This window comes from Bradyrhizobium sp. A5 (assembly GCF_042076515.1).
Lineage (GTDB): Bacteria > Pseudomonadota > Alphaproteobacteria > Rhizobiales > Xanthobacteraceae > Bradyrhizobium > Bradyrhizobium cosmicum.
In genome coordinates this window covers 4,792,824-4,817,570 of record NZ_CP148990.1, presented here as the reverse complement: position 1 = coordinate 4,817,570, position 24,747 = coordinate 4,792,824, and the positions used below count along the sequence as shown (strand labels likewise).

General features: G+C 64.6%; 27 protein-coding genes. 12 read left to right on the top strand and 15 right to left on the bottom strand.

The genetic code is table 11. The features are described 5' to 3' along the window. Positions 1-80 precede the first annotated feature (80 nt). The 5 genes from folK to WHZ77_RS23070 form a co-directional block, all read right to left on the bottom strand. A complete protein-coding gene (gene folK / locus WHZ77_RS23090) occupies positions 81-572 on the bottom strand; it encodes a 2-amino-4-hydroxy-6-hydroxymethyldihydropteridine diphosphokinase (protein ID WP_375310046.1) in 492 nt (163 codons plus the stop codon). Position 573: 1 nt separating this feature from the next. Further along, complete coding sequence (folB, locus tag WHZ77_RS23085; protein WP_375310045.1) at positions 574-942, bottom strand: dihydroneopterin aldolase; 369 nt, start codon at positions 940-942, stop codon at positions 574-576. Continuing rightward, positions 939-1,799: a dihydropteroate synthase gene (gene folP / locus WHZ77_RS23080; protein ID WP_375310044.1), complete on the bottom strand. Its 861-nt coding sequence runs from the start codon at positions 1,797-1,799 to the stop codon at positions 939-941. The genes folB and folP overlap by 4 nt, the downstream gene beginning before the upstream one ends. A gap of 236 nt (positions 1,800-2,035) precedes the next feature. Further along, a complete protein-coding gene (locus WHZ77_RS23075) occupies positions 2,036-2,443 on the bottom strand; it encodes a DUF4332 domain-containing protein (protein WP_375310043.1) in 408 nt (135 codons plus the stop codon). 24 nt (positions 2,444-2,467) lie between these two features. After that, positions 2,468-2,833, bottom strand: a complete 366-nt coding sequence (locus WHZ77_RS23070; protein WP_375310042.1) for a DUF2267 domain-containing protein — start codon at positions 2,831-2,833, stop codon at positions 2,468-2,470. Between the two features lie 348 nt (positions 2,834-3,181). Here WHZ77_RS23070 and WHZ77_RS23065 point away from each other — a divergent pair, with 348 nt between their 5' ends. From WHZ77_RS23065 to WHZ77_RS23055, 3 genes are all read left to right on the top strand, one after another. Continuing rightward, positions 3,182-4,804, top strand: a complete 1,623-nt coding sequence (locus WHZ77_RS23065; protein WP_375310041.1) for a helicase HerA-like domain-containing protein — start codon at positions 3,182-3,184, stop codon at positions 4,802-4,804. A 149-nt stretch (positions 4,805-4,953) separates the two neighbouring features. Then, positions 4,954-6,282, top strand: a complete 1,329-nt coding sequence (locus WHZ77_RS23060) for a glycosyltransferase family 87 protein (RefSeq protein WP_375310040.1) — start codon at positions 4,954-4,956, stop codon at positions 6,280-6,282. A 24-nt stretch (positions 6,283-6,306) separates the two neighbouring features. Continuing rightward, the gene (locus WHZ77_RS23055; protein WP_375310039.1) at positions 6,307-7,701 is read left to right on the top strand and encodes a M20/M25/M40 family metallo-hydrolase; all 1,395 of its coding nucleotides are present in this window, start codon (positions 6,307-6,309) and stop codon (positions 7,699-7,701) included. 201 nt (positions 7,702-7,902) lie between these two features. Here the strand turns inward: WHZ77_RS23055 and WHZ77_RS23050 are convergent, their stop codons facing one another. Both WHZ77_RS23050 and WHZ77_RS23045 read right to left on the bottom strand, forming a co-directional pair. Continuing rightward, positions 7,903-8,682, bottom strand: a complete 780-nt coding sequence (locus WHZ77_RS23050; protein WP_375310038.1) for a class II aldolase/adducin family protein — start codon at positions 8,680-8,682, stop codon at positions 7,903-7,905. A gap of 185 nt (positions 8,683-8,867) precedes the next feature. After that, positions 8,868-10,517, bottom strand: a complete 1,650-nt coding sequence (locus WHZ77_RS23045) for a glycosyltransferase family 39 protein (protein WP_375310037.1) — start codon at positions 10,515-10,517, stop codon at positions 8,868-8,870. A gap of 311 nt (positions 10,518-10,828) precedes the next feature. Between WHZ77_RS23045 and WHZ77_RS23040 the strand changes: the two genes are divergently transcribed. Together WHZ77_RS23040 and WHZ77_RS23035 are read left to right on the top strand one after the other, a co-directional pair. Then, positions 10,829-11,695: a DUF308 domain-containing protein gene (locus WHZ77_RS23040; protein WP_375310036.1), complete on the top strand. Its 867-nt coding sequence runs from the start codon at positions 10,829-10,831 to the stop codon at positions 11,693-11,695. Between the two features lie 157 nt (positions 11,696-11,852). Next, positions 11,853-12,269, top strand: coding sequence for a MucR family transcriptional regulator (locus WHZ77_RS23035; RefSeq protein WP_375310035.1), 417 nt, complete (start codon positions 11,853-11,855; stop codon positions 12,267-12,269). A 4-nt stretch (positions 12,270-12,273) separates the two neighbouring features. On the opposite strand, the gene WHZ77_RS23030 is transcribed toward WHZ77_RS23035, so the two are convergent. Then, complete coding sequence (locus WHZ77_RS23030; RefSeq protein WP_375310034.1) at positions 12,274-12,702, bottom strand: SufE family protein; 429 nt, start codon at positions 12,700-12,702, stop codon at positions 12,274-12,276. 70 nt (positions 12,703-12,772) lie between these two features. Then, on the bottom strand, positions 12,773-13,192 hold the full coding sequence (locus WHZ77_RS23025) for a DUF5330 domain-containing protein (RefSeq protein ID WP_375310033.1): 420 nt from the start codon (positions 13,190-13,192) through the stop codon (positions 12,773-12,775). A gap of 389 nt (positions 13,193-13,581) precedes the next feature. On the opposite strand from WHZ77_RS23025, the gene WHZ77_RS23020 reads away from it, so the two are divergent. From WHZ77_RS23020 to WHZ77_RS23010, 3 genes are read left to right on the top strand one after another with little or no spacing between them, the layout of a single operon-like run. Continuing rightward, a complete protein-coding gene (locus tag WHZ77_RS23020) occupies positions 13,582-15,459 on the top strand; it encodes a PAS domain-containing sensor histidine kinase (RefSeq protein WP_375310032.1) in 1,878 nt (625 codons plus the stop codon). Further along, the gene (locus tag WHZ77_RS23015; RefSeq protein WP_375310031.1) at positions 15,452-16,153 is read left to right on the top strand and encodes a peptidoglycan-binding protein; all 702 of its coding nucleotides are present in this window, start codon (positions 15,452-15,454) and stop codon (positions 16,151-16,153) included. Before WHZ77_RS23020 ends, WHZ77_RS23015 begins: the two co-directional genes overlap by 8 nt. A 56-nt stretch (positions 16,154-16,209) precedes the next feature. Then, positions 16,210-16,554 (top strand): DUF1491 family protein, encoded by a 345-nt coding sequence (locus WHZ77_RS23010; RefSeq protein ID WP_143844198.1) that lies wholly within the window; start codon positions 16,210-16,212, stop codon positions 16,552-16,554. Here WHZ77_RS23010 and WHZ77_RS23005 read toward each other — a convergent pair. Continuing rightward, on the bottom strand, positions 16,551-17,528 hold the full coding sequence (locus WHZ77_RS23005; RefSeq protein ID WP_375310030.1) for a DUF2336 domain-containing protein: 978 nt from the start codon (positions 17,526-17,528) through the stop codon (positions 16,551-16,553). The two genes, WHZ77_RS23010 and WHZ77_RS23005, sit on opposite strands and share 4 nt — an antisense overlap. 255 nt (positions 17,529-17,783) lie before the next feature. Here WHZ77_RS23005 and WHZ77_RS23000 point away from each other — a divergent pair, with 255 nt between their 5' ends. The 3 genes from WHZ77_RS23000 (at position 17,784) to WHZ77_RS22990 (ending at position 21,377) form a co-directional block, all read left to right on the top strand. Continuing rightward, complete coding sequence (locus tag WHZ77_RS23000; protein ID WP_375310029.1) at positions 17,784-17,972, top strand: hypothetical protein; 189 nt, start codon at positions 17,784-17,786, stop codon at positions 17,970-17,972. Between the two features lie 15 nt (positions 17,973-17,987). Next, the gene (locus WHZ77_RS22995) at positions 17,988-18,749 is read left to right on the top strand and encodes a hypothetical protein (RefSeq protein ID WP_375310028.1); all 762 of its coding nucleotides are present in this window, start codon (positions 17,988-17,990) and stop codon (positions 18,747-18,749) included. A 642-nt stretch (positions 18,750-19,391) separates the two neighbouring features. Continuing rightward, positions 19,392-21,377: a TonB-dependent siderophore receptor gene (locus tag WHZ77_RS22990; RefSeq protein WP_375310027.1), complete on the top strand. Its 1,986-nt coding sequence runs from the start codon at positions 19,392-19,394 to the stop codon at positions 21,375-21,377. On the opposite strand, the gene WHZ77_RS22985 is transcribed toward WHZ77_RS22990, so the two are convergent. The 5 genes from WHZ77_RS22985 to WHZ77_RS22965 are packed head-to-tail and all read right to left on the bottom strand — an operon-like array spanning position 21,374 to position 24,256. Beyond that, a complete protein-coding gene (locus WHZ77_RS22985; protein ID WP_375310026.1) occupies positions 21,374-21,832 on the bottom strand; it encodes a GFA family protein in 459 nt (152 codons plus the stop codon). The two genes, WHZ77_RS22990 and WHZ77_RS22985, sit on opposite strands and share 4 nt — an antisense overlap. Positions 21,833-21,861: 29 nt before the next feature. After that, positions 21,862-22,263 (bottom strand): arsenate reductase (glutaredoxin), encoded by a 402-nt coding sequence (gene arsC, locus WHZ77_RS22980; RefSeq protein ID WP_375310025.1) that lies wholly within the window; start codon positions 22,261-22,263, stop codon positions 21,862-21,864. Between the two features lie 51 nt (positions 22,264-22,314). Next, positions 22,315-23,370, bottom strand: a complete 1,056-nt coding sequence (arsB, locus tag WHZ77_RS22975) for an ACR3 family arsenite efflux transporter (protein ID WP_375310024.1) — start codon at positions 23,368-23,370, stop codon at positions 22,315-22,317. Positions 23,371-23,373: 3 nt separating this feature from the next. Then, the gene (locus WHZ77_RS22970) at positions 23,374-23,901 is read right to left on the bottom strand and encodes an arsenate reductase ArsC (RefSeq protein WP_375310023.1); all 528 of its coding nucleotides are present in this window, start codon (positions 23,899-23,901) and stop codon (positions 23,374-23,376) included. After that, complete coding sequence (locus tag WHZ77_RS22965) at positions 23,894-24,256, bottom strand: ArsR/SmtB family transcription factor (RefSeq protein WP_375310022.1); 363 nt, start codon at positions 24,254-24,256, stop codon at positions 23,894-23,896. The genes WHZ77_RS22970 and WHZ77_RS22965 overlap by 8 nt, the downstream gene beginning before the upstream one ends. Before the next feature lie 133 nt (positions 24,257-24,389). On the opposite strand from WHZ77_RS22965, the gene WHZ77_RS22960 reads away from it, so the two are divergent. Continuing rightward, positions 24,390-24,707 carry a helix-turn-helix transcriptional regulator gene (locus WHZ77_RS22960; RefSeq protein WP_015687384.1) on the top strand — a complete coding sequence of 106 codons (318 nt, stop codon included), beginning with the start codon at positions 24,390-24,392 and terminating at the stop codon, positions 24,705-24,707. Positions 24,708-24,747: the final 40 nt, after the last annotated feature.

Genomic DNA, 24,747 nt, shown 5'->3' with positions numbered 1-24,747 from the left:
CGGCGAGGGGCTCCCGAACATCTTCTTGATCGCAGGCGAAATTGCCACGGCCGGGCGTCGCTGCAAACGGTTGTTTTTGGTTAACCGGTATCCGGAAGCCGCTCAATGCCTTGCGTCGAGACGCTGGCGAGCCCGTCGCGGACACGAATGCCCGAGATCATACGGTCGGGCGCGATTTCGGCGAGCGGCACCAGCACGAAGGCGCGTTCGAACAGGCGCGGATGCGGCAAGGTCAGATCAGGCTTCTGCATGGACACATCGTCATAGGCGATCATGTCGAGATCGAGCGTGCGCGGACCCCAGCGCCGCTCCTTGGTGCGCGTGCGGCCGAATTTCTGTTCGACCCTCTGCAGCACGAACAGCAGCGCGTGCGGATCGAGGCCGGTCTCGATCTCGACGCAGGCGTTGATGAAGGGATCCTGGTCCTCGTCGCCCCAGGGCGGCGTCGCATAGTCCGAGGAGCGCGCGACCAGCACGCCTTGCGTCATGCCGCAGACATGCGCGATCGCCTTTCCGAACGTCGCACGGACATCGCCGACATTGCCGCCGAGCGCAATGAGGACGCTCGCCATCTCAGGGATGCCGCGAGCGCGTCAGCATGATGCCGACATCGTCGAAGATTGCGGCGATTGGCGCATGCGGCTTGTGTACGGTGATCTTCACGGCGCGAATGCGCGGGAAGTGCGACAGGATGGCGTCCGCGACCGCGCCGGCCGCGCGCTCCAAGAGCTTGTAGTTGGTGTTCTTGAATGCGGCCGTCGTCGTCGCCACGACCTCGGCGTAGGACACCGTATCGGAAAGCCGGTCGCTGCGCGAAGGCTCCGACAATTCGGTATAGAGTTCGAGGTCGATGATAAAGCGCTGGCCGACTTCGGTTTCGTGATCCATCACGCCGTGGCGAGCGTGGATCGACAGGCCGGTCACGAAGATCGTATCGGTCATTGCTTGCTCTCGATTGCGTGCGCCACCCGCAGGGCCTGCAAGGTCTCGGCGACATCGTGGGTCCGGATGATCTTGGCGCCGCGCTGGGCGGCGATCAGGTGCGCGGCGATCGAGCCGGCGAGCCGTTCTTTCGGCTCCGACGGCGACACTGAGGCAATGAAGCGCTTGCGCGAGGCGCCGACCAGGATCGGCAGGCCAAACATGTCGAATTCGCGTAAGCGCGCCAGCGCGATCATGCTCTGCTCGGCGGTCTTGCCAAAGCCGATGCCGGGATCGAGCACGATCTTCTCGCGCGCAATGCCGGCTTTGGCGGCGATATCCAGCGAGCGGAGGAAGAACGTCTTCATGTCCGCGACGATGTCGATGGCGGAATCGACGTTGTCGCGGTTGTGCATGACGATGACGGGGACGCTCCTGGCGGCGACCAGCGGCGCCATGGCCGCGTCGCGTTGCAGGCCCCAGACGTCGTTGGCGATCGCAACGCCCTGGTCGAGTGCGAAAGCCACGACCTCCGCCTTCATGCTGTCGATCGACACGGGCACGCCGAGCGCCACCAAGTCGGCCAGCACCGGCTTCAGCCGGGCGATCTCGTCCGCCGCTGTGACCGGCCGGGCGCCCGTGTAGGGCCGGGTCGATTCCGCGCCGATGTCGATGATGTCGACGCCGGCATCGATCATCGCCCTTGCCCGCTGCAGCGCCGGCGCGGGCGCGATGAACTCGCCGCCGTCGGAGAACGAGTCCGGGGTGACGTTGAGCACGCCCATCACTGCCGGGATCGGCCGTTCCAGCAATGTCCGCAGCACATCAGGCCCGGCCGAGCCAGCCTGGGGGACGGATGGGGATGGCGAGGCGTTCATGCCGCCCGCTTTAGCGGTCGGGGAGGGGGGATTCAAGGCGGGATTAGGGAGCGATCCGGTCGGCTCGATGCGCTCCCGGGGCCCGTGAGGGGCTATGCTCCTGCCCACACCCCGTCATTGCAAGCGTAGCGAAGCAATCCAGGCTGCCGCTGCGGAGAGACTCTGGATTGCTTCGCTACGCTCGCAATGACGACCTGGGAGTAGCAGTGCCCCATCTGGTCAGCTTCATCCCTGGATCAATACGTAATCTTCGGCGGCAGCTTCTTCGCCTTGGCGATGATGTCGCAGACCGACTTCTCGGAAGGCAGGATGCGGACGAGCTTCTTCTTCTCGTTGGCTTCGCGCATGCTCTGGGCGAGCCTTGCCGGATTTCGATAGGCGAGCTCGCGCACGGTGGTGACGCCGGCGGCGCGAACCAGGCCGACCTTGGCACGGCCCATGCCGGGGATGCGCATGTAGTCGGAGACGTTGGCCCATTCGAGCAGCAGCTGCTCGCTGATACCGGTCCTGGCGGAAAGCGCCTTGCGGCCCTTCACGGTAGAGGCCGCCTCGAGCAGCGCGTCGGTCGTGCGGATTCCCTGCGCCTTCAACTTGTTGGCGGCAAAGGCCGGCAGGCCCTCAATCTCGGAGATCGGATATGTCATGATACTCGATATGAAAAGCGTCGCTCAGGCGAATTGGCTGAGGCCCGGCGTCCCCGCGATGATCTTGCCCATCTGATCCGCTCCGATTTTGTCTCGGCCGTAGCGGAAAAGTTCACGGGCAATGGTCTTAATCTCGGACATGCCAAGTCCGAGGCCCATCAGGCGCGTGCCGACAGCCATCAGACCGCCGCCCATCAGTCGCGACAATCCACCGCCGCTCTTGGACGCCTCGATCGCAGCTTCAGCACCGGGGATCTGATCGATCAGGGTCTGCACGCTGTCGGAAGGTCCCTCGTTGCGGAGGAAGCCCAGGATAATGCCGATGGTCTTTTCAGCGACAGCACTATCTATGCTGGCGTTTGACGCCAGCCGCCCGATCAGTTCGTCCATAAGGCCCGCCCCTCAGCCGGTTTGCACCCGGAGTATTGCTTTCGAAAATGATCTTGAGCCGGTGTGATGTGAAATACAAGCGATGAACGCGGCCAACGTTCCGATTCATTCTCGAAGACGCGAAAGGTGTTGCAACGATGCAAGAGCGGAGATGGAATCGGCGTAAAATTGCCGCGGTGCGAATGCGTCGTTCCTACTTTCGGCGGATGCCATGCCGATGTTTCCGGCAATGTCGCATGCTGGGGCACGTTGAACGGTTTCAATCGGCACGCGACATGCGTTAAACTGCGGAACAGGTGCATTCGCGTTTCAATATGCGAAACACGGCAGAGAGATCAGAGAGAATAAATGACGGCTCAGGACAGCAAGCTCGGCGACACCGGCGACAAGATCTTCGTCGGCAAGGGAGACGAGCAGGCGTGGCTGACGCTGGCGCTCGCCAATCGCCACGGCCTCGTCACCGGTGCAACCGGAACCGGTAAGACGGTATCGCTGCAAGTCATGGCGGAAGGATTTGCGCGTGCCGGTGTTCCGGTCTTCGCGTCCGACATCAAGGGAGACCTCTCCGGTATCTCCGAGGTCGGCGAGGCCAAGGATTTCATCGTCAAGCGCGCCACCGAGATGGGGTTGACGTTCCAGGCCGACCAGTTCTCGACGGTGTTCTGGGACGTGTTCGGCGAGCAGGGCCATCCGGTGCGGGCGACCGTCACGGAGATGGGGCCGCTGCTGCTGGCGCGGATGCTCGACCTGAACGATGTGCAGGAAGGAGTGCTCAACGTCGCCTTTCGCGTTGCCGACGACAACGGGCTGACCCTTATCGACATGAAGGATTTGCGTGCGCTGCTCGATGCCATCGTGCCGGATGCCGGCAAGAAGGCAGCGGATGCCGAGGAAAGCCCGCTTGCCGCCATCAAGAAGGCGGCGCAGGGATTTGGCAATGTCACCAAGGCCACCGTCGGCACCATCCAGCGCCAGCTTCTGGTGCTGGAGAACCAGGGCGGCACCAAGTTCTTCGGCGAGCCCGCGCTGTCGCTCAAGGACTTCATGAAGACCGACCGCGACGGCCGCGGCATGGTCAACATCCTCGTCGCCGACAAGTTGCTGCAGAGTCCACGGCTCTACGCGACATTCCTGCTGTGGATGCTGTCGGAATTGTTCGAGGAGTTACCCGAGGCCGGCGACCTGCCGAAGCCCAAGCTGGTGTTCTTCTTCGACGAGGCGCACCTGTTGTTCAACGATGCGCCGAAGGCGCTGTTGGACAAGATCGAGCAGGTGGTGCGATTGATCCGGTCCAAGGGCGTCGGCGTCTATTTCGTCACGCAAAACCCGATCGACGTCCCCGACCGCGTGCTCGGGCAGTTGGGTAACCGTGTGCAGCATGCGCTGCGTGCCTTCACCCCGCGCGACCAGAAGGCGGTCGCCGCAGCGGCGCAGACCTTCCGGCCCAACCCGAAGCTCGACACCGCCAAGGTGATCACCGAGCTCGGCAAGGGCGAGGCACTGGTGTCCTTCCTCGAAGGCAACGGCACGCCGACCATGGTCGAGCGGGTGATGATCCGGCCGCCATCGGCTCGCATCGGACCGATCACGCCGGAAGAGCGCAAGGCGATCATGGATGCGAGCCCGGTGAAGGGCAAATACGACACCGCCGTGGATGAAGAGTCCGCCTACGAGATGATCCAGAAGCGCATCGCCGGCACCGCGGCGACGGCGGATGCTCCTGCGGGCGCAAGCGGCGGCGGCATCCTCGGCCAGATCGGCTCGATCGTCGGCACCATCTTCGGCACCAATGTCAAGCGCGGCCGCCTGTCGGCGGGCCAGGTCATCGCGCGGGACGTGACGCGGTCGGTGACCAACCAGGTGATCGGGGGTATGGCCGCCAATCTCGGCAAGTCGGTCGGCGGCCAGCTCGGCGGGTCGATCGGCCGCACGCTGGTCCGCGGCGCGCTCGGCGGGCTGCTGCGGAGGTAGGCAGGAAGCCCTGTTTGAGGCAATTCGCCCGCAACTGCGGCCGCTTCCGCGAAGAGGTCGAGCGGGCGGCCGGTACAAATTCAGGTGAGGGGGGCTCTCCAAGCGTCTGTCGGTCTGCTAGGTCCTGTGTTCCCTGACTGGACCACATTGTGACCTCAACCGACCCGTACCCCAAATCCGGCGCGCTCAGAAAGCTGTCGTTGCGCGCGCCGCTCGACCTGCTCTTTCTGTTCTGCTGCGTCCTGTTGACTGCCGACGTGCTCGTTCCCGAGATTTTCGGCCACGGCAAGACCAAGGATTACGGGCTGTGGTACTGGGCCGGACAGCAGGTCCTGGATGGCGGGCCGCTCTATCCGGGCGATGTCCGCGAGTATTTCGAGTTCATCTATCCACCGCTGCCGGCGATCCTGCTGGCGATCCCGAGCTGGTTCGGCAAGATCCCGCTCTATGTCGTGCTGTCGATCCTGAACGCGGCGGCGTGGTGGTACACCGGCATGTTCTCCAATGCCATGACGGGATCGGGCCGCTGGCCCGGCCCATGGCTGGAGGCGCTGCCGGCCCTGGTCACCGTGACCTTCGTGTTCGACATGTTCGACCTCGGTCAGCCGAACCTCGTGCTGCTGGCGATGATGCTCTGGGGCTTCTGGTGCTTGCAGCATCAGCGCTCCTGGCTCGCAGGCTTCGTGTTCGCGCTCGCCACCGCGATCAAGGTGTTTCCGATCGCGGTGCTGCCCTATCTGGTCTGGCGGCGGAAGTGGACCGCCGCCGTCGCGACGGTCGCCTTCACCGGCATCCTTCTTTATATCGCGCCGGCGCCGATCCGCGGCTTCGAGCGCAACGCGGCCGAACTCAAGACCTGGTATCAGGGCATGGTCGGCTCGAGCTCGGAAAAGGGTTTTGGCCAGCGTGACGAGCAGAACTGGTCATGGGTCAACCAGTCCCTCATCGCCATCACGCACCGTCTGGTCCGGCCGATCAACTACAATCAGGAAGATCCCAACAAACCGCCGCGCACGATGAATGTCATCGACGTCGACTACAAGACGGCGAACTGGATCGTGCTGGCGCTGTCGGCGCTGCTCGGGCTCGGCTTCGTCGCGGTCATGCCACCGCAAGCGAAGCGAACGGCGCGCTCGGATGCCGAGGAGCTCGGCATCCTGTTCTGCCTGATGACGGTGGCCTCGCCCCTGGCACGCCAATACTACTTCATGTGGCTGTTCTTCCCGATGACGGTGCTGATGCATCGTGCCGCCTTCGACGAGCGGGCGAATGTGCGGCTGGGGACCTGGCTCGCGCTGGGCGCGGCCGGAATCCTCATGCTGCTGGCGCTGCCGTGGTTTCCCAATGCCTTCCAGGCCTGGGGCAACAACCTCGCCGCGACCGCCGTTCTCGCAGGTACCCTCGCATGGCACATCCGGCATCCGTCGGTTGCGGCTGGCTCCGAGCCCGCGGCGGCGCTAAAACCCGGTACTTCCTAAGACTCAGAAGCAGGGAATACGACCATGGCCAATGCGCAGCTCCAATCCGTGCTCGACCACATCGACAAGGATTTCGACAACAGCCTGGAGCGCCTGTTCTCGCTATTGCGGATCAAGTCGATCTCCGCGGATCCGGCCTTTGCCAACGACTGCAAGGCCGCGGCCGAGCATCTCGCCAGGGATATCGCAAGCCTGGGCGTCGCCACCGAAGTGAGGCCGACCGCGGGACATCCCGCGATCGTCGGCAAAACCGGAGCGGGCGGACGGCCGCACGTGATCTTCTACGGTCATTACGACGTGCAGCCGGTCGATCCGCTCGATCTCTGGCACCGCCCGCCGTTCGAGCCCGTCGTGACCGACCACGCCGACGGCCGCAAGATCATCGTCGCGCGCGGCGCCGAGGACGACAAGGGCCAGGTGATGACCTTTGTCGAGGCCTGCCGCGCTTGGAAGAAGGTGACGGGCTCGCTGCCGATCGACGTCACCTTCCTGATCGAGGGCGAGGAGGAGGTCGGCTCGAAGAATTTCGTGCCGTTCATCGAGGCCAACAAGGACGAGTTCAAGGCCGACTACGTGCTGGTCTGTGACACCGGCATGTGGGACCGCAACACGCCCGCGATCACGACCTCGCTGCGCGGCCTGCTGTATGAAGAGCTGAAGATCACCGCCGCCAACCGCGATCTGCATTCCGGCGTGTTCGGCGGCAGCGCCATGAACCCGATCCGCGTGCTCACCAAAATTCTCGGCGGCCTGTTCGACGACGACAACCGCATCACCATTCCGGGCTTCTATGACGGCGTGAAGGACCTGCCGCCCGATATCCTGGAGCAGTGGAAGAAGCTCAATCTCACGCCCGAGATGTTCCTCAAGCCGATCGGCCTATCGATCCCGGCCGGCGAGAAGGGCCGGCTCCTGATCGAGCAGGCCTCGTCGCGCCCGACCTGCGACGTCAACGGCATCTGGGGCGGCTATATCGGCGAGGGCTCCAAGACGGTGATCCCGTCGCATGCCTCGGCCAAGGTCTCGTTCCGTCTGGTCGAAGGGCAGGATCCCCAGAAGATCCGCAAGGCGTTTCGCGACTACGTGACGGCGCGGCTTCCTGGTGATTGCAAGGTCGAATTCGGCGACCATTCCGCCGCGCCCGCAGTCGCGCTCGACTGGAACATGAAGCCGCTTGCGGCCGCCAGCAAGGCGCTGACGGAGGAATGGGGCAAAGAGACCGTGCTGATGGGCTCGGGCGCCTCGATCCCGATCGTCGCCGACTTCAAGCGCACGCTGGGGCTGGACTCGCTGCTGGTTGGTTTTGGATTGGACGACGACAACATCCACTCGCCGAACGAGAAGTACGACCTCCGCAGCTTCCAGAAGGGCATCCGCTCCTGGGCCCGCATCCTCGCCGCGCTGGCGGAGGTGAGGTAGGCACGGTGCCGTTGGGTCGTAGGGTGGGCAAAGCGCAGCGTGCCCACCACTTCCCAGGCGAGCCGCAAGATGGTGGGCACGGCGCTATGCCCACCCTACGAAGCGGCTTCAAACAAAAACGCCGCCCAGAATTGGGCGGCGTTTCATTCCAAAAGGCGTAGAGGTTCGTTGAACGCTACCCTAAACCAAATCCGGTAAATCTCAAGACCGATAACCCGGCAGCTCGCGGTCGAGCTTGCGCAGCAGCGGCGGCCACACCAGCTTCGTGGCGCGCAGCTCGGCGCGGTCGCGGTTGGCGAGCAGCTCGGTGTTCTTGTCGATCGCGACGTGGTCGACCGGATAGACCGGCGTGCCCAGCGCGCGCGTGCGCACCTGCATCGAGCAGGCCCGCTCGAGGTGGTACATGCGCTCGAAGGCGGAGGCGACCGAGCGGCCGACCGTCAGCGTGCCGTGATTGCGCAGCAGCATGTGGTTGTGGTCGCCGAGGTCCTTCTGCAGCCGCGGCCGCTCGTCGTGATCGAGCGCGATGCCTTCATAGTCGTGATAGGCGAGGTCGTGGGTGACGAGCTGGGCGGTCTGGTTCAGCGGCAGCAGGCCTTCGGCGCTGCTCGACACCGCGGTGCCGTCGAGGGTGTGGAGATGCAGCACGCAGATCGCGTCTTCGCGGACCTCGTGGATCGCCGAATGGATGGTGAAACCGGCCGGGTTGATGCTGTACTCGCTCTCGGAGAGCTGGTTGCCGTGCAAATCGACCTTGACGAGGCTGGAGGCCGTGATCTCGTCGAACATCAGCCCGTAGGGGTTGATCAGGAAGTGATGCTCGGGGCCGGGCACGCGGGCGGAGATGTGGGTGTCGACGAGGTCATCCCAGCCGTACAACGAGACGAGGCGGTAGCAGGCGGCGAGATTGACCCGTTGCTGCCACTCGGCCTCCGTCATGTTGGAGGGCACTTCCCTCAGGCGCGCTTCTGCTGGTGACATTGCTGATCTCTCCGAACCCAGTTGTTGCGGAGCGAGAGCCTAGTCTTGGCGGTGGTCGGCGGCAAGGCGGTCAAATCGCAGCAGCCAAGCGTAGCCCGCATGGAGCGCAGCGTAATGCGGGGGCCACGACAAAGGTCCCGGATTTCGCTTCGCAAAATCCGGGCTACGGTTCAGGGAGAAAATAATTACGGCGCCGGGATCGACAGCAGGCTGGAAATGCTACGGCCGCGGATGTCGTAGACGCGGGCGAACACGACGTCGTCGCGCTTGATCTCGACCATCACGGGCGCGGTGAGGCCCTTGCAATAGAACTCGCCGAGCGTCATGGCGAAATCAGCGGCGTTGGAATCCCATCCGATGGTGAAGTCGGGGCCGAGCGCGACCTGCGCCGGGCGCTGCGGACCACACACCGCGACCTTCCACTTGCGATTGTTGGGCGCCACTTCCTGGCGCTCGATGATCTGCTCACGCAGCTCGTCCGAGGCCTGCTTCAGCGCGAGGCCCCAATAGTCGAGCATGAAGCGGCTGTCGGCGCCGCGCACGGTGCCGGCGATGTGGTTGAAGTGGGTGTATTGGTAGGGATGCAGCCGGATCATCTCGGCGAGCGGGAGCGCGAGGCCAAAGCAGAAGGTCGCGAGCACGACCGGCTGCCAGGTGCGGTGGTTGGTGCGCAGGCGCTCCATGGTCCAGGCGAAGGCGACGCCGCCGAGCACCGCCATCGGCGGGATCACGAAGACGAAATGGCGGATGCCGTTGTACAGCGCCGGCCGTTTCACCATCGCGATCGCGAGCGGCAGCGTGGCCGCGAGCGTCAGCATCAGCATGACGGTCTTGCGGCGCGCCGGAACCTCGCGGCGCGTCAGCATGGCAAAGGTGCTGACCACGGCGCCGCCCATCAGGACCAGCATCACCTCGGGCAATTGCAGCGCGAACAGCGTCGGCAGATAGGACCAGGGCATGTCGGGCACGGACACGATCGCGCCGTCGAACATCTCCTTCCAGGGCTTCTCGAAGAAGTGCGAGAAGTAGGTCAGCGCCTCGAAGGGATTGCCGGGCTCCATGATCGACCATGGCCAGATCAGGCCCATCACGAGATAGCCGAACACGAGGCCGGGCAGCAGCACGTAGGCGACATGGGCGAAGCGGCGGGCCGCCTCGCGGGCGCCTTCAGTGCGCAACTCCTCCAGGAACAGCGGGATGAAGCCGACCATGGCGTAGACCAGCGCAAGCCCGCCGAGGATGCGGCAGCCGATCGACAGGCCCGCACCGAGGCCGACTATCAGGATCGTGCGCGGCGAGGGCTTTGGATATTCTTCGGCGAGCCGGACGAGGCCAAGCATCAGGATGATCATGGCCACCGCGAAGGGCGCATCCTTCGGGTTCATGAACATGTGGCCGTAGAAGATCGGGCAGAGCGCGAGCAACAGCAGCGCCGCGAGCCCGGCAAGCGGTCCGCCGATGCGGCGGCCGAGCCGCCACGTCACCGCAAGTCCAACCACGCCGACGATCGCGCCGAGCAGGCGTCGCGTCTCGAACAGCTCGAGCGGAATGACCTTGTGCAGCAGGGCCGCGACCATGTCGAAGCCGCCACCGTACATATAGAGGTTGGCGAAGGAGAGCGCCGCGGTATCCCTGAAGCCGGAACCGAACAAGCGCAGCAACAGGTCGGCATATTCAGCGTGGGTGTAGTCGTCCCAACCGAGCCCGTAGTCGCGGAAGGTCAAGCCTGCGGTAATGGCGACCGCAGCCAGCACCAGCATGGCGAGATCGTCGCAAGTCCGTTCAACCGAGCGCCGAAGAGGCGTGTCGATCGCCGAAGTCGTGATGGATGTCATGGCTATTGGTGACCCGGAATCCCCTCTTGGCCCTGCCGGTGCGCGCGGGCCACTTCCCCAGAATTCCTATAGCGCAGTTCCATTACCAAGTAATTGGGCATTATGGCTAAATTCCTGATGCGACGCAGCAAATCCTTGCAACTCGGAGTGCATTAGCAGTAGCGAGCCGTAGCTGAAGGGAATGTGAATAAGTCCCTGATTTCCTTCCCTTAGGAACGCAGGGTGCAATTCGCCGTTGGCGAGGAACACCGTATGACGGTATCGTGCCGCGACGGGTGTCGCGTGTGGATGCGCGGCCGGGGGTGAGTTCGATGACCTTGGCATTGTTGATCGCTGGGATTTTCGCCGTTGTGGCGGGCCTCCTTGCGATCCTGTTTGGCTACGCCAACAGGGATTTCAGCGTTGGCAGCACCCTCATAATCTCCGGCACAATTGCCGTCTGCTCTGGAATGCTACTGGCCGGCCTCTATACCGCCGTCGTGGAACTGAAGGGCATCGCCCGCCGGCTGGCCGGATCCGCCGCGGCGCCCGAGGTGCGCGTCAGGCCGGTGCTGCCGGCCCTCGGGGTGCCTGGTGCGCCCGAGCCGGCGCCCGCCGGGAGGATCGAACCATCGGCCCCGCCGCAACCACCCGCCGCGGGTCCGCCGCCCTGGCTGGGCGAAGCCAGCGCGCGCGAGCGTCCGCGCGTCGAGGCGCCGCCGGAGCCGGAAGCTCCAACGCCCCCTGCGGCTCCGGAGCCGCCACGCCGCCGCAACCTGATGTTCGCCTCGACGTCGCGCAAGGAGCGCGAGCGCGCGGAGTCGAAGGCGTCCGATGGTTCGCCGACGCCTCCTGAAGAGCCCGCGGCAGCGGCCGTCCCGGAGATTCCGCCGGCGAGCTTCGACGATGCCTGGCCGAAGCCGGACCGCATGCGTCCACCGGAGCCGCCGGCCGCTTCGCGCCGCCCGCCTCAGCGCTCGCCGTCGATATTTGCGGAAGCGGCCCCGTCGTCGCCTGTACCCGACCCGGCACCGGCGGTCGATCAGCCACCCGTGACGGTGCTCAAGTCCGGCGTCGTCGACGGCATGGCCTATTCGCTCTATTCCGACGGCTCGATCGAAGCGCAGATGCCGGAAGGCATGATGCGCTTTGCCTCGATCGACGAGCTGCGCGCCCATCTCGACCAGCGGGGCGGCTGAAGCCTGCGCTCGATCAAAGCGCCACCGTTCTTGTCACACGGTCGGTCATCAGCTCATATTCGTCAGTCGTCCTGTTTCAGCCGAACCTCTCGTCGACACAAAATGCTTTGGTGGCGTCTTTGCCATGAGACGCAGCGTTTAAGGAAAGGTCGGGCCCATGTCGGATGCCGGGGCTAAGAATTTCATCGAGCTGACGGCGAGCATCGTCTCGGCCTATGTCGGCAACAATCCGACGCCGGCCGCCGAGATTCCGAACCTGATCAGCCAGGTGCACGGCGCCTTGGTGCGGGTCTCGACAGGCCGCGCCGAGACCGTGCCGCTCGAGCCGGCAAAGCCCGCGGTCTCGCTGAAGAAGTCGATCGCGCCGGACTATCTGGTGTGCCTCGAAGACGGCAAGCGCTTCAAGTCGCTGAAGCGCCATCTGCGCACCCAGTACAACATGACGCCGGAGCAATATCGCGACAAATGGGGCTTGCCGGCCGACTATCCCATGGTCGCGCCGAACTACGCGGTGGCGCGCTCGCAACTGGCGAAGCAGATGGGATTGGGACAACAGCAGCGGAAGCGGAAGTAAATTCCTAGGAAGCTTCCGCGAGCGCCTCTTTGGCGTCGGTCTTGATGCGTTCGACCATCGAGCGCAGGCCGTTGGAGCGCTGCGGCGTCAGATGATCGCGAAAGCCGAACTCGTCGAACACGGCGATTGCATCGGTCGCGAGAATTTCCTGCGGCGTGCGGCCCGAATAGAGCGAGAGCACGATCGCGACCAGGCCGCGCACGATATGGGCGTCGCTGTCGCCGCGATACTTCAGGATCGGCGCGCCATTGCTGCGATCGACCAGCTTCTGCAGCCAGACCTGGCTGACGCAGCCATTCACCTTGTTGGCGGCGGAATGTTCCGCCTCGGCCATCGGTTCCAAGGTGCGCCCGAGCTCGATGACGTACCGGTAACGGTCGTCCCACTCGTCCAGAATCTCGAAATTATCCCTGATTTCGTCGATCGTCGTCATGCTGGCCCAAGGTTCCCGCTTCCCGCCAAATATAGGGACGCAAGGCCGCGAAATCGATAGGGCTTGAAGCCTAATTCGCGGGCTGCGGGCCGCGCCATTCCAGCGCGAGGTCGTCCTGGGTCAGGGTCTCGTGCTGCATCTCGTTCGATGCGGCATCGCCTTCGCCGGCCAGCGCGATCGAGCCGGTGTGGTCGGGCGCCTTCTTGTCGGTCTTCTCGAGCTGATCCTTCTTGTCGTTGATGATCTGGTAGATCTTCTTCGCGCCGTCCTGCGCGCGCTGGCCGATGATGGTCGCGGCCTGTCCGCCGACCTCGCAGGCCGCCGGTTGGCGCTTGCAGAACTGGGTCATGTCGGAGACGGCCGCGGTCGCAGCCTGCACCGCGTCGGCAGCGCCGATCTGCGGCAGCTTGTCCGATTCGGGTGTCTTGTCCCGCGGCAGGAGCACCAGCACCAGCCCGAGCCAGAATGTGATGCGGAGCAGAAAGCGCATCTTGTCGACCTGTATGTTAGATCCCGCCGCGGCGATTCCCGCAGAGCGCATCGGACCTAGCAACTCTCGATAAATCGCAAGTGATTGCCTTCCGCTTAATTCGCGGAAAATTGACGCAAAAATCTTCGCAAGCGCCGGTCTCGTAAATTTTCGGTTGACGCCCGCGCCCGTGATTCTGCCGGGGTCCCTCATCCACCAATTCGAAACCATGAGGGGGACGGTGAAACCCTGTGTTCACCATCCCCGATGATGACGTCGTCAAATTGTCTAAAAATCTTCGCGATGACACGGTGTCCGGCGGCAGACCCATCCGCCTTAGCACTCGTTTAAGGTCGCTCTGACACGGTGGCTCAACGATAAGGAGGCGTTCCGGCGCGTCTTCTCGACGAATGAGCCGAAGCGCGAGACCCGTGACAGTTTTGAGTATCATCCGCGATTGTCTCGATGCGCTGCTGCATCCCTCCGCGCGTTACGATGCGCTGACGCGAGCGCGCCATCGTGCCTTCATGGCGCCGCGGCTTCTGGGAAGCCTGGCCGCCTTTGCCGCATTTCCCGTCTATCTTGCCATGCGTGGCGCGCCGAATGCGATCGAGGTCGCCGCCTTCGCCTGGCTGATCGCGCCGATCATGCTGTCGTGGTTCCTGTCGCGCACCGGCCGTTATGAAGGCGCGCATGTGCTGTCGTCGCTGGCGCTCGCCGGCCTGATCATGGTGATTGCGGCCACCACCGGCGGCATCGAATCGTTCGCCGCGGTCTGGCTGGTCGTGGTTCCCCTCGAGGCCGCGCTGTCGGCCTCGCGCCGCGTCGCGGCCTTTGCATCGCTGCTGGCCTTGTCCTGCGCCGGGATCCTGATCCTCGTCAGCCAGTTCGGCTGGTTGCCGCACGCAGACCCCAGCGCCGCAGAACGCGGCGTGCTGATGGCGCTTGGCGTCGCGTCGGCGACGCTCTATGCCGCGGGTCTCGCCTTCGGCGCGGAGTCGCTCGCGCGCACCAGCGTCACGCTGCTGTCGCGCGAGGAGGAGCGTTATCGCCTGCTGGCGCGCAACATGAGCGACGTCATTTCCCGGCATCGGCGCAACGGCGCGGTGCAGTTCATCTCGCCGGCGGTGGAAGCCATGCTCGGCATGCCGGTCGCGCAACTGCTCGGCCATGGCCTGTTCGATCGCGTCCATGTCGCCGATCGCCCCGCCTATCTCACCGCCTTGTCGGATGCCGCGCGCGGCGACGTGCGCAGCGTCGAGTTCCGGCTGCGGCGGGAGCCTGATGGCTCCGAGCGCGGTCAGGTCGATTTCATCTGGGTCGAGATGCGCTGCCGCCCGCTCGACCAGAATCCGGGCCGTGATGCCGCGCAAGAGGCCGAGGTCGTCGGCGTGATGCGCGACGTCACCGATCGCAAATTGTCCGAGCAGGCGTTCGATCAGGCGCGCAGCGCCGCGGAAGCGGCCGACGCCGCCAAGACGCGCTTCCTCGCCACCATGAGCCACGAGCTGCGCACGCCGCTCAACGCCATCATCGGCTTCTCCGAGATGATCGCGCAGGAGCAGACCTTGATGCTGAGCGCGGCCCAGCGCAAGGAATACGCCCAGCTCATCAACGATTCCGGCCAGCATCTGCTGTCGGTCGTCAACGGCATCCTCGACATGTCCAAGATGGAATCGGGCAATTTCGAGATTGCGTCCGAGCCGTTCGCGCCGCGTGCCTCGCTGATGCATTGCTGCAACCTGCTGGCGCTGAAAGCGCGCGAGAACGGCGTCGATCTGGTCACCGACGCGCCGCAGGACCTGCCCGTCATGACCGGCGATCCGCGCGCCTTCAAGCAGATCGTGCTCAACCTCGTCGCCAACGCCATCAAGTTCACCGAGCGCGGCGGCCAGGTGTCCGTCGTGGCCGCGGTGTCCGGTTCGCAGCTTGCGCTACGCATCAGCGACAACGGCGTCGGCATCGCGCCAGACGATCTCAAGCGCATCGGCGCGCCGTTCTTCCAGGCCGGCAAGACCTACCAGCGCCGTCACGAAGGCACCGGCCTCGGACTGTCGATCGTGAAGAGCCTCGTGGCGTTGCATCTCGGCGAATTGACGGTACAAAGCAGGCTCGGCGAGGGCACCGCCGTCACCGTCAAGCTGCCGCTCGTTTACACGCCGCCGCAGGCCAAACCTGCCGATGGAATGCCGACAGAGAGCAAGATCGCGACGCTGACGCCGGCGCTGCGTCAGGAAACTCTGGAACAACTTCACGACCAACCTGCTCTGGTGAAGAAAAGTGCCTAAGAAGTCTGCCAAGGACCAAGCCGCTCCGCGCCGTCGTGGCGCCAAGGCCGCGGCTGTCGATATCGAGACCGAGCGCAACCTCGTGATGCGGGTGCTGCTGCACAGTCCCAAGGACACGCTGGCGGGCCTCGTCGCCGTTGCCGCGATCAGCGCGATCGTTGCGAATGCGCTGTTCCTCCAGACTGGTCGCCATCCCGCGCCGATGTTCGGCACCGTGATCAATCTTCCCGCGCCATCGTCGGTGCCGCTGTCGAACCCCTTGCCGCGTCCGCGCCCCGTCGGTGCCGATACCTCGCCGCTCGAGCCGAAAGCGACCGAGTTTCGTGTCGAGCCGAAACCGGCCGAGAAGGCGCCTGAAAAACCCGTCGAGGCGACCGCGTCGACGCCGCGCGCGGGCGATCCCATGACCAATCTGGTCAAGGCCACGACGTCGACGCCGCCGTCCATCGCCGTCGCACGCCCGCCGGCGCCGATCCCGGTGCAACAGGGCCCGGCCGCGCGGCGCATCGCCGGCGTGCAGCGCGCGCTGTCCGAATACGGCTATGGCAATTTGAAGGTCACGGGCGCGATGAGCGGCGAGACCCAGGCCGCCATCCAGAAGTTCGAGCGCGAGCACAAGATGCAGGTCACCGGTCAGGTGTCCGACCGCCTGTTGCGCGAACTCGGCGCCGCGATCGGCCATCCCGTCGAATAGCGTTCGCGCAGACCTGAAGGCTGGTGCTGATTGCAGCACTGGCTTATCGTGCGCTGATGCGTTTGAAATCAAACATCTGGGTCTCAGCCTATCTGCGCCGGTGCCAGACCGAGGGCGTCTACGGTGCCGTGCGCCGTCGTGGCGCAGAGGAGGCGGGGGCGGTGTTCGTGAAGGTGGCGCTGCTCGACGGCAGTGCGATGCTCTACGTGCCGGCGCCGCAGACCTCCTATGACGACGGCCGGCCGATCGATCGCTTCTTCGTGCCGCTTACCCCGCAGCCGATGCCGGAGCCCGAGGTCGAGGAGCGTCTGACCAAGGAGGTCCGCTTCGATCCCGACGCCTGGATCGTCGAGACCGAAGACCGCGCGGGGCGTCACTTCCTCGACCTTGCGAAGACCTAGCGATCCGACGATCCGTCGGTGCCTGTCCGTACCCCGGGCGCAGAGCCCGGCTGCACGGCCGGCCGCGTCTGGCCTGCGCCAGCACGCGCGCGCTGGCGTTCGCTGTCGTGCAGCGACGACTGATATTTCGCCCGCGTGACGGCGAGCGTGGAGCCGCGCCAGGCCGCCAGCATCACCAGCGCGGAACGGTCGCTGAGGCGATCGTAGAGTCGCGACAGCCGGTAGACCGCATCCACCGAGTTGCCGATCTCCGGCTTGAAGAACAGCAGGATGCGCTGGAAGTTGGGGCTCGGCATGTCGAGCGCGCGCGCGGCGATCGCGAGCGCTTCGCCGCCGGCGTCGTCGACGATCTGCGCCGCGACGCGCGAGGGCAGGATCAGGCTGTCGCCGAGCTCGAAGGTGAAGTTCTCGATGTCGCCGGCGATCGCCGCCATCTCCAGGATCTGGATCGCGCGCTTGGCGCGCACGGTCGGAATCCGCGGCGCGGCCTTCAGCGGGGTCTGCGCCAGATTTTGCAGGATCAGTGCGCGCTGGGACGCATCCGCGCGGAAGAACATGTCGTGGATCTCGGCCGCGTCCTTCGGCTGCATCGCCATATTCGAGGCCATGCGCAATTCCGCGTCGGTCGGCGTACGGACCGGCGAGGGGGCGGATGCGGGTGCGGGGATTTCGCGCGCCAGCGGAACCCTGCGGCCCTCCTGGGCCGCGACGAGCCCGAGCTTCTGCAGCACCGGGACGGGCGTGGAGGGATAAATCGCAAGCCGCGCCTTGACGGCCGCGCGCGTCGCATCGTCGACCTGGTCGATCAATCGTGTGGCGAGCTCGACGAATTGCCGCTGTTCGTCGTCGCTGTGGACGCGCGTCTGGACATAGAGGTCGGTCAGCACGCGCAGCAGCGTCGGGCGGACATCGACGCCTTCGCGACGGGAGAGGCTCATCAGCCCGTCGAATCCGGGAAACAGCGACTTGGTCATGGAGAGATACGCGACCTGAAAAGATACTCGGCCGCCAGCCTATCGCAGGTTCCTTTAAAGGCTCGTTAAGGAAAACGAGGCGTGAAGTTCATGGGGTAAATTGCAGCGTTGGCGTGTCGCAACGGGACGTGGGCAGGCGGCCCGTGCGGTTACGGTCCGGCGGGCGCGTTTACATCCCGTTAACCATGAGCTGATCTTAATGAATGCACATTGCACGAGCGCGCTCGGTCGCGCGGCAATTGATAGAGAGCTGATATGGGGACCATCATCGAATTTCCGGCCGGTCGCCGGGTAGGCTCGTCAGGAGACGCCGCACCGCGTGCGGAAACGGGAACGATTGTGATCCTCCCCGTGATCCGCATCGAACGCGAGACGGACGAAACCAGCGACGGTCGCGGGCCGGAAGCGGGCACAGCGCCGGGGCGCCGTCGTCGTCGCCGCTAGCATCCGGCTTTTGCAATGCCGGACGTCATCCGCCAGATCCGCCCCGTCGTAACGGTCATCCTGCTCGCATTCACGGGCGCGACGCTCGCAGCCTGCAGCGGCGGCGATTTCGGCCGCACCCGCGCCGACATGCGCAGCGACGACATGCATAGCTGGCTCGGCGCCGAGGTCACCTCCAGCGTCGGCTTGAAGCCGTCGCGATTCCAGCTCACCGACGAAGAGCGCCAGCTTCGCGACCTCGCCTATCCCATGATCGAGCCGCCGCTGTCGCGCCCCGCATGGAAGAGCGTGTTCGGCGACTACAAGGCCTTGCCGTCGCCCTGGCGGCAGAAGATCGTATTCGACCGCACCATGTATGGGCGCACGCTGATCGACGAGCCGCACCGCTCGCATTCCTCGCGCTATGCGCAGTTGATCGAGGACGTGCGCAACGACACCAGCCGCTTCGAGCCGTTCTTCGGCTGCGCGATCCGCGTCATCGACCTCGACAAGAAACGCAACGCCAGCATGGCGCGCGTCTCCGGGCTTTCGCCGACGGAGAAGGCGGACGCGGTCGAGCGCATGCAGGAGAACTCGCTGATCATCCAGTGGGTGCAGCTCTCTCTCGAGCAGCGTGTCTCGTCCTACCGCTGGGCGCTCGAACGCCTGGTGATCCAGGCCCCCGACGGCATGGCCGCCGACGCCGACCGCCTGATCGGCGAGCTCGCCGCCCAGACCGCCAACCCGCCGGTTGCCGCGCAGCCGCCCTACGGCCGCGCGGTGGTCTCGAAGGGCTGATGCCTGGCGCTTTCGGGCGCTGCGGCGGCATTGGACCGGGACAAGCGCATCGCCCATCCGTCAGCGCTGCCTGTCGTGCACGGAGATATCGGACGCCTTGAGGCCCCCGAGGTATCGGTCTTCCGAACGATCGTGCCTGGATCGACAGCTCCTGAAGCACGACGATTAATTCCGATCTCACGTGCTTCCGGATTTGTTCGAGATCGCTGCCGACGTTAGTGCGGTTCCAATCTGAAGCGATTCTAATCTGAAGTGATTCTAGTCTGAAGGGATTCTAGTTCGAACGTGCGCAACAGCGCCTGAATACGCTTTCGTCACGTCGCCGTGATTGTTACGGCTGCCCTCGCAATCTCAGTTGGAATGTGAGGCGTGTTGGGAATGAAGAACGCGAAATTTCTGTTTTCGGTTTCGACGATCGCGTTGGCGACCTTGACGTTCGACGTTTCTGCCTTCGGTCAGCCGGCCACTCAACTCGCTCCTGTCGTTGTCGAATCCGCAGAAGCGCGACCTGCAGCCCGTCCGAAACCTTCGCAATCCGCACGAACGGCTGCGCGACGCAACGCGGCACGCGCCGCCAATGCTCAGCCTGCGGCTCCGGTCGCGGGTGCGTCCTCGCCGGGGCGCGAGACCGCAACGGGTCCCGTGCAGGGCTATCTCGCGACCACGAGCGGCACGGGTACCAAGACCGATACGCCGCTGAATCTGACCGCACAGTCGATCTCGGTCGTCAGCGCCGAGCGCGTGCGGGATCAGGGCGTCAGCAACATCCAGGAAACCCTCCGCTACGTGCCCGGCGTCTTTGCCGAGCCGGGCGGCGTCGATTCGCGCAACGATTATTTCAAGATCCGCGGTCAGGACCCGAACGTCTATCTCGACGGCACGCGGGTGAACAACCGTAACAACTTCAACGAATGGCGCGTCGATCCCTACATGCTCGAACGCATCGAGGTGTTCCGCGGGCCCGCATCGGTGCTCTATGGCGACACGTCGACGGCTGGTCTCGTCAACCTGATCTCGAAGCGTCCGCGCGCGGAGCAGGCCAGCGAGATCGGCGTGTCCTTCGACAATTTCGGCCGCAAGCAGGTCCAGATGGACTCGACCGGCAAGGTGACCAGGGACGGCGAATGGCTCTATCGCTTCGTCGGCCTGTTCCGCGACAGCGGCACCCAGGTCGATTTCGTCCCCGACAACCGCATGCTGCTGGCGCCGTCGCTGACGTGGCGCCCGACGACGAACACGAGCTGGACCGTGCTCGGCGTCTACCAGAAGGACAAGACCGGCACTACCAACGGCTTCCTCCCGCGTGAGGGCACGCTGACGCCTGGCATCAACGGCTACATCCCGCGCAACCGGTTCGTCGGCGATCCCAATACCGATCTCTACCAGACCGAGACCGGTGCGATCAGCAGCCTGCTGGAGCACAATTTCAACGACGCGGTGAAGTTCACGCAGAACCTGCGTTACGCCCATGTCGACGGCATCTATCGCAGCGTCTATGCGAACGTGTTCTCTACTGACCCGTTCCTCGACGCGTCCAGGCGGACGGTGAACCGCTACACCAGCAACCAGGAAGTCTCCAACGACAACTACACCGCCGACAACAATCTGCAGATCAAGGCGCTCACCGGTGCGCTCGAGCACAAGGTGCTGTTCGGCGTGGACTACCGCGGCCTCTATGCCCGCTCGTCCGTCGGCGGCGGCTTCGATCCGACGCCGTTCGATCTCTATGCGCCGGTCTACACCAGCGTCCCGCTGCCGGATCTGGTGCGGGGACCGAACGTGCTGCAGACCCAGACCGGCCTTTATGCGCAGGACCAGATGCGCCTCGGTCCCTGGCTCGCGACGCTCGGCGTCCGGCAGGACTATGCCAGCACGCGCATGACCGGCGCGGACAGCGACAGGTCGGCGACGACGGGGCGCGCAAGCCTGATGTACGAAACGCCGTTCGGCTTCAATCCCTACGTGGTCTGGGCGCAGTCGTTCAATCCGGTCTATTTCAGCCCGACCTATGGCGGCAGCAACTGTCTCGCCGGGCCCTGCAAGGACCAGCGCGGCGAGATCTACGAGGTCGGCTTCAAATACACGCCGATGCAGGGCCTCGCGATCAACGGCGCGATCTATGACACCGTGGAGCAGAATCGGCTGGCGGCATCGAATGATCCGTCCAATCCCTACGCATCGACCCAGATCGGACAGGTCCGCATCCGCGGCGCGGAGATCGAGGTCATCGGCAAGGTCACGCCGGATCTCGACGTGATCGGCAGTTATTCCTACATCAATGCCAAGGTGGAAAGGGGCGATAATGTCGGCAAGACCGTCGAGGGCGTGCCCGCCAACCAGGCGTCGCTGTGGGGCAAGTACCGCCTGAGCGCGCTGGGCCTGCGCGACGTCGCGATCGGCGCCGGGGTGCGCTACATCGGCGAGTCCTACGAGGAGACCAACACCTACACCATTCCGTCCTACACGCTGTTCGACATGATGATCGCCTACGATCCCGGCAAGTACAGGCTGCAGCTCAACGTCAACAATGTCGGTGACGAACGTTACGTGGCGGCCTGCTACGCGCGCGGCGATTGCTATTACGGACAGGGGCGGACCATCCTGGGAACGGCGACCGCCCGGTTCTAGGCTGAACCGTCAGGCTTCGATCGCCGCGAAATATCGTCGGCGGGGATGAAGCGGAGCGTGCCGGCACGACGCGTCGGCTTGCCGGTGTCGTTGGTGTGATTGACGCCGTCCATGACCGGAACCTCGTGGAAATCGAACGGGCTGATCCCGTCGAGGCAGGCGACGTTGACGGCATAGAGCGACGTGTCCGATCGCCGCTGATGATGGGTGTAGATTCCACAGACCGAGCAGAAGAAGTGCTGTGCCGATCCGGTATGGAAGCGGTACGTCGTCAGCGTATCCTCTCCCTTCAGGAACTTGATCCCGCCCATCTCCGCCATCGCCACGACGGCGCCGCGCATGCGGCAGTAGGAGCAGGTGCAGCGGCGGATCGACTTGAAGCCGTCGCTGAGCGTCACCTCGAAACGCACTGCGCCGCAATGGCACTGGCCCGCCCGAACGGTCGTGTCGTTCATGGTGCGGCGTCTCCCGTCAATTCGTGAACCTAACGCGCCTCGACCACTTCGCCGTCCTCCTTCACGAACCGGCCGACGGGTGCGTCCAGCAGATCGATAACGGCTTCGGAAGGGCGGCACAATAGCGTGCCTCTGTCCGTCACCACGATCGGCCGGTTGATCAGGATGGGATGTGCCATCATGAAGCCGAGCAGCTCGTCGTCCGTCCACTTGGAATCGGCAAGGCCGAGCTCCTTGTAGGGCGTACCCTTCTCGCGCAGCAATGCGCGCACCGTGATGCCCATCGCCGCGATCAGCCGCTTGAGCGTTTCGCGCGAGGGGGGCGTCTTGAGATATTCGATCACGGTGGGCTCGGCGCCGCTCTGCCGGATCATCGCCAGCGTGTTGCGCGAGGTGCCGCAGTCGGGGTTGTGATAGATCGTAACGCTCATGCGATTATCTCCGCGATCGGGAACGGCCCGTAGGCTGTCATCTATCTTCGTTCACTTGCGTGCCTCGGCGGCCGTGGGAGCTTTGCCGGCGCCCGCTTCATACCAGCCTCTGGTCGCCTTCACGATGCGGACGACGGATAGCATCACCGGGACCTCGACGAGAACGCCGACGACAGTCGCAAGCGCCGCGCCGGAGTCCAGGCCGAACAGGCTGATCGCGGCCGCGACCGCCAGCTCGAAGAAGTTGCTCGCGCCGATCAGGGCCGCGGGAGCGGCGACGCACCAGGCCACGCCAAACCGCCGGCTGAGCCAATACGCCAGGCCCGCATTGAAATAGACCTGGACAAGGATCGGGACGGCGAGGATCGCGATGACGCCCGGCTGCCTGACGATCTGCTCTCCCTGAAAGCCGAACAGCAGCACCAATGTCGCCAGAAGCGCGGCAAGCGAAAGAGGCTGCAGGGTCCGCAGGCTGCGGTCGAAGGCATCGCCGCCCTTTTGCAGCAGCACCCTTCGCCACGCTTGCGCGACGATCACGGGAACCACGATGTAGAGCAGGACCGAGAGCATCAGCGTGCCCCAGGGAACGCTGATGGAGGCCACTCCGAGCAGCAGCCCGACGAGCGGTGCAAACAGGAAGACCATGATCACGTCGTTGAGCGCGACCTGGCTCAGCGTATAGTGGGGCTCCCCCTCGCACAGATTGGACCAGACGAACACCATCGCCGTGCAGGGCGCGGCGGCCAGCAGGATCAGACCCGCAATGTAGGACGGGATCTGGCCCGCCGGCAGCATCGGCGCGAACACATGGCCGATGAAGAACGTGCCGAGCAGCGCCATCGAGAATGGCTTTACGGCCCAATTGATGAAGAGCGTCACGCCGACGCCGCGCCAATGCTCACGGACCTGGCCCAGCGAGCCGAAGTCGATCTTCAGCAACATCGGCACGATCATGAGCCAGATCAGCGCCGCGACCGGCAGGTTGACCTTGGCAATTTCGGCGGTTGCGACCGCGGCAAAGAAGCCGGGCATGACATGTCCCAGCGCGACGCCGGCCACGATGCAAAGCGCGACCCAGAGAGTGAGGTATCGTTCGAACAGTCCCATCGGCTACGCCACGTCGTCATTGGAAAGGGTTGCGCCCTCGGAGCGGCCGATCTCGCGCAGTTTGGTGCCGAGCGAGAGCTTGTCGACGCTCTTCAGCGGCAGGCTCACGAAGGTATCGATCCGGTTCTTCAGGTAGCGGAACGCCGTGACGAACGCCGCCTGCTTCTGCAACTCCGTGCCTTCGGCAGCGGCGGGATCCTCGATGCCCCAGTGCGCGGTCATCGGCTGTCCCGGCCAGATCGGGCAGGCCTCACCGGCGGCGTTGTCGCAGACGGTGAAGACGAAATCCATCACCGGCGCATCGGGCGCGGCGAACTCCAGCCAGCTCTTCGAGCGCATTCCGTCGGCTGGATAGTCCATGCTTTCCAGCGTGCGCAGTGCCAGCGGGTGGACCGCGCCTTTCGGCATGCTGCCGGCGGAGAAGGACTGGAAGCGGCCGGCGCCGTCCTTGCGCAGAATCGACTCGGCGAGGATCGAGCGCGCCGAATTGCCGGTGCACAGGAACAGGACATTGTAGATCTGGTCAGGCACGGACTCGTCCCTTTCGGTTTGGAGCGCAGCAGGCTTGCAGGCTGTCGACCACCGGCTCGCACACCTCAGGCCGCCCGCCGCAGCAATCCCGCAGCAGGAAAACCGCGACGTCGCGGAATTCGGCGAGGTTGGCGCGGTAGACGATCGAGCGGCTGTGCCGCTCGGAGGTCACCAGGCGCGCGCGCGTCAGGATCGACAGATGCGCCGAGAGCGTGTTCTGCGGTACTTCCAGCAGGCGCGCGAGATCGCCGGCTGCAAGGCCGTCCGGCTCGTGCCGGACCAGCGTCCGGAACGCCTCCAGCCGGGTCGATTGCGACAAGGCGGCGAGGGCGAGAACGGCTTCTTCGGTTTCCATATATCCAGACTTATGGAAATGTTGCGCCGTCGTCAATCCGGAATTTCTCGAGCCGCTTCGCGCATGGAATTTCTATTTCGAATATTCTAGAAATACGGTTGACGGAGCCGAGGCAGCGGCTCATATTCGGAGCATGAAGATCGCTGACGCAGCCGCACGTCTGGAAGCCCTGGGCAATCAAACCCGGCTGCAGATCTATCGCGCCCTGGTTCGGGCGGGGCACGCGGGCATGCCCGTCGGCCGCCTGCAGGACAAGCTGAAGATTCCGGCATCGACGCTGTCGCATCACATCAAGTCTCTGGTCGCGGTCGGGCTCGTCAGTCAGGTCCGCGAATCCACGACGCTTGTCTGCCACGCCAACTTCGATGCGATGCGGGGGCTGGTGGATTTCCTGGCGGCGGAGTGCTGTGCGGACGACGTCGGATGCAAGGATGCGCAGACGGCGGCTTGAGTTTTCGTCGTCGATTTATTCGATGATTCTAGAACGATGG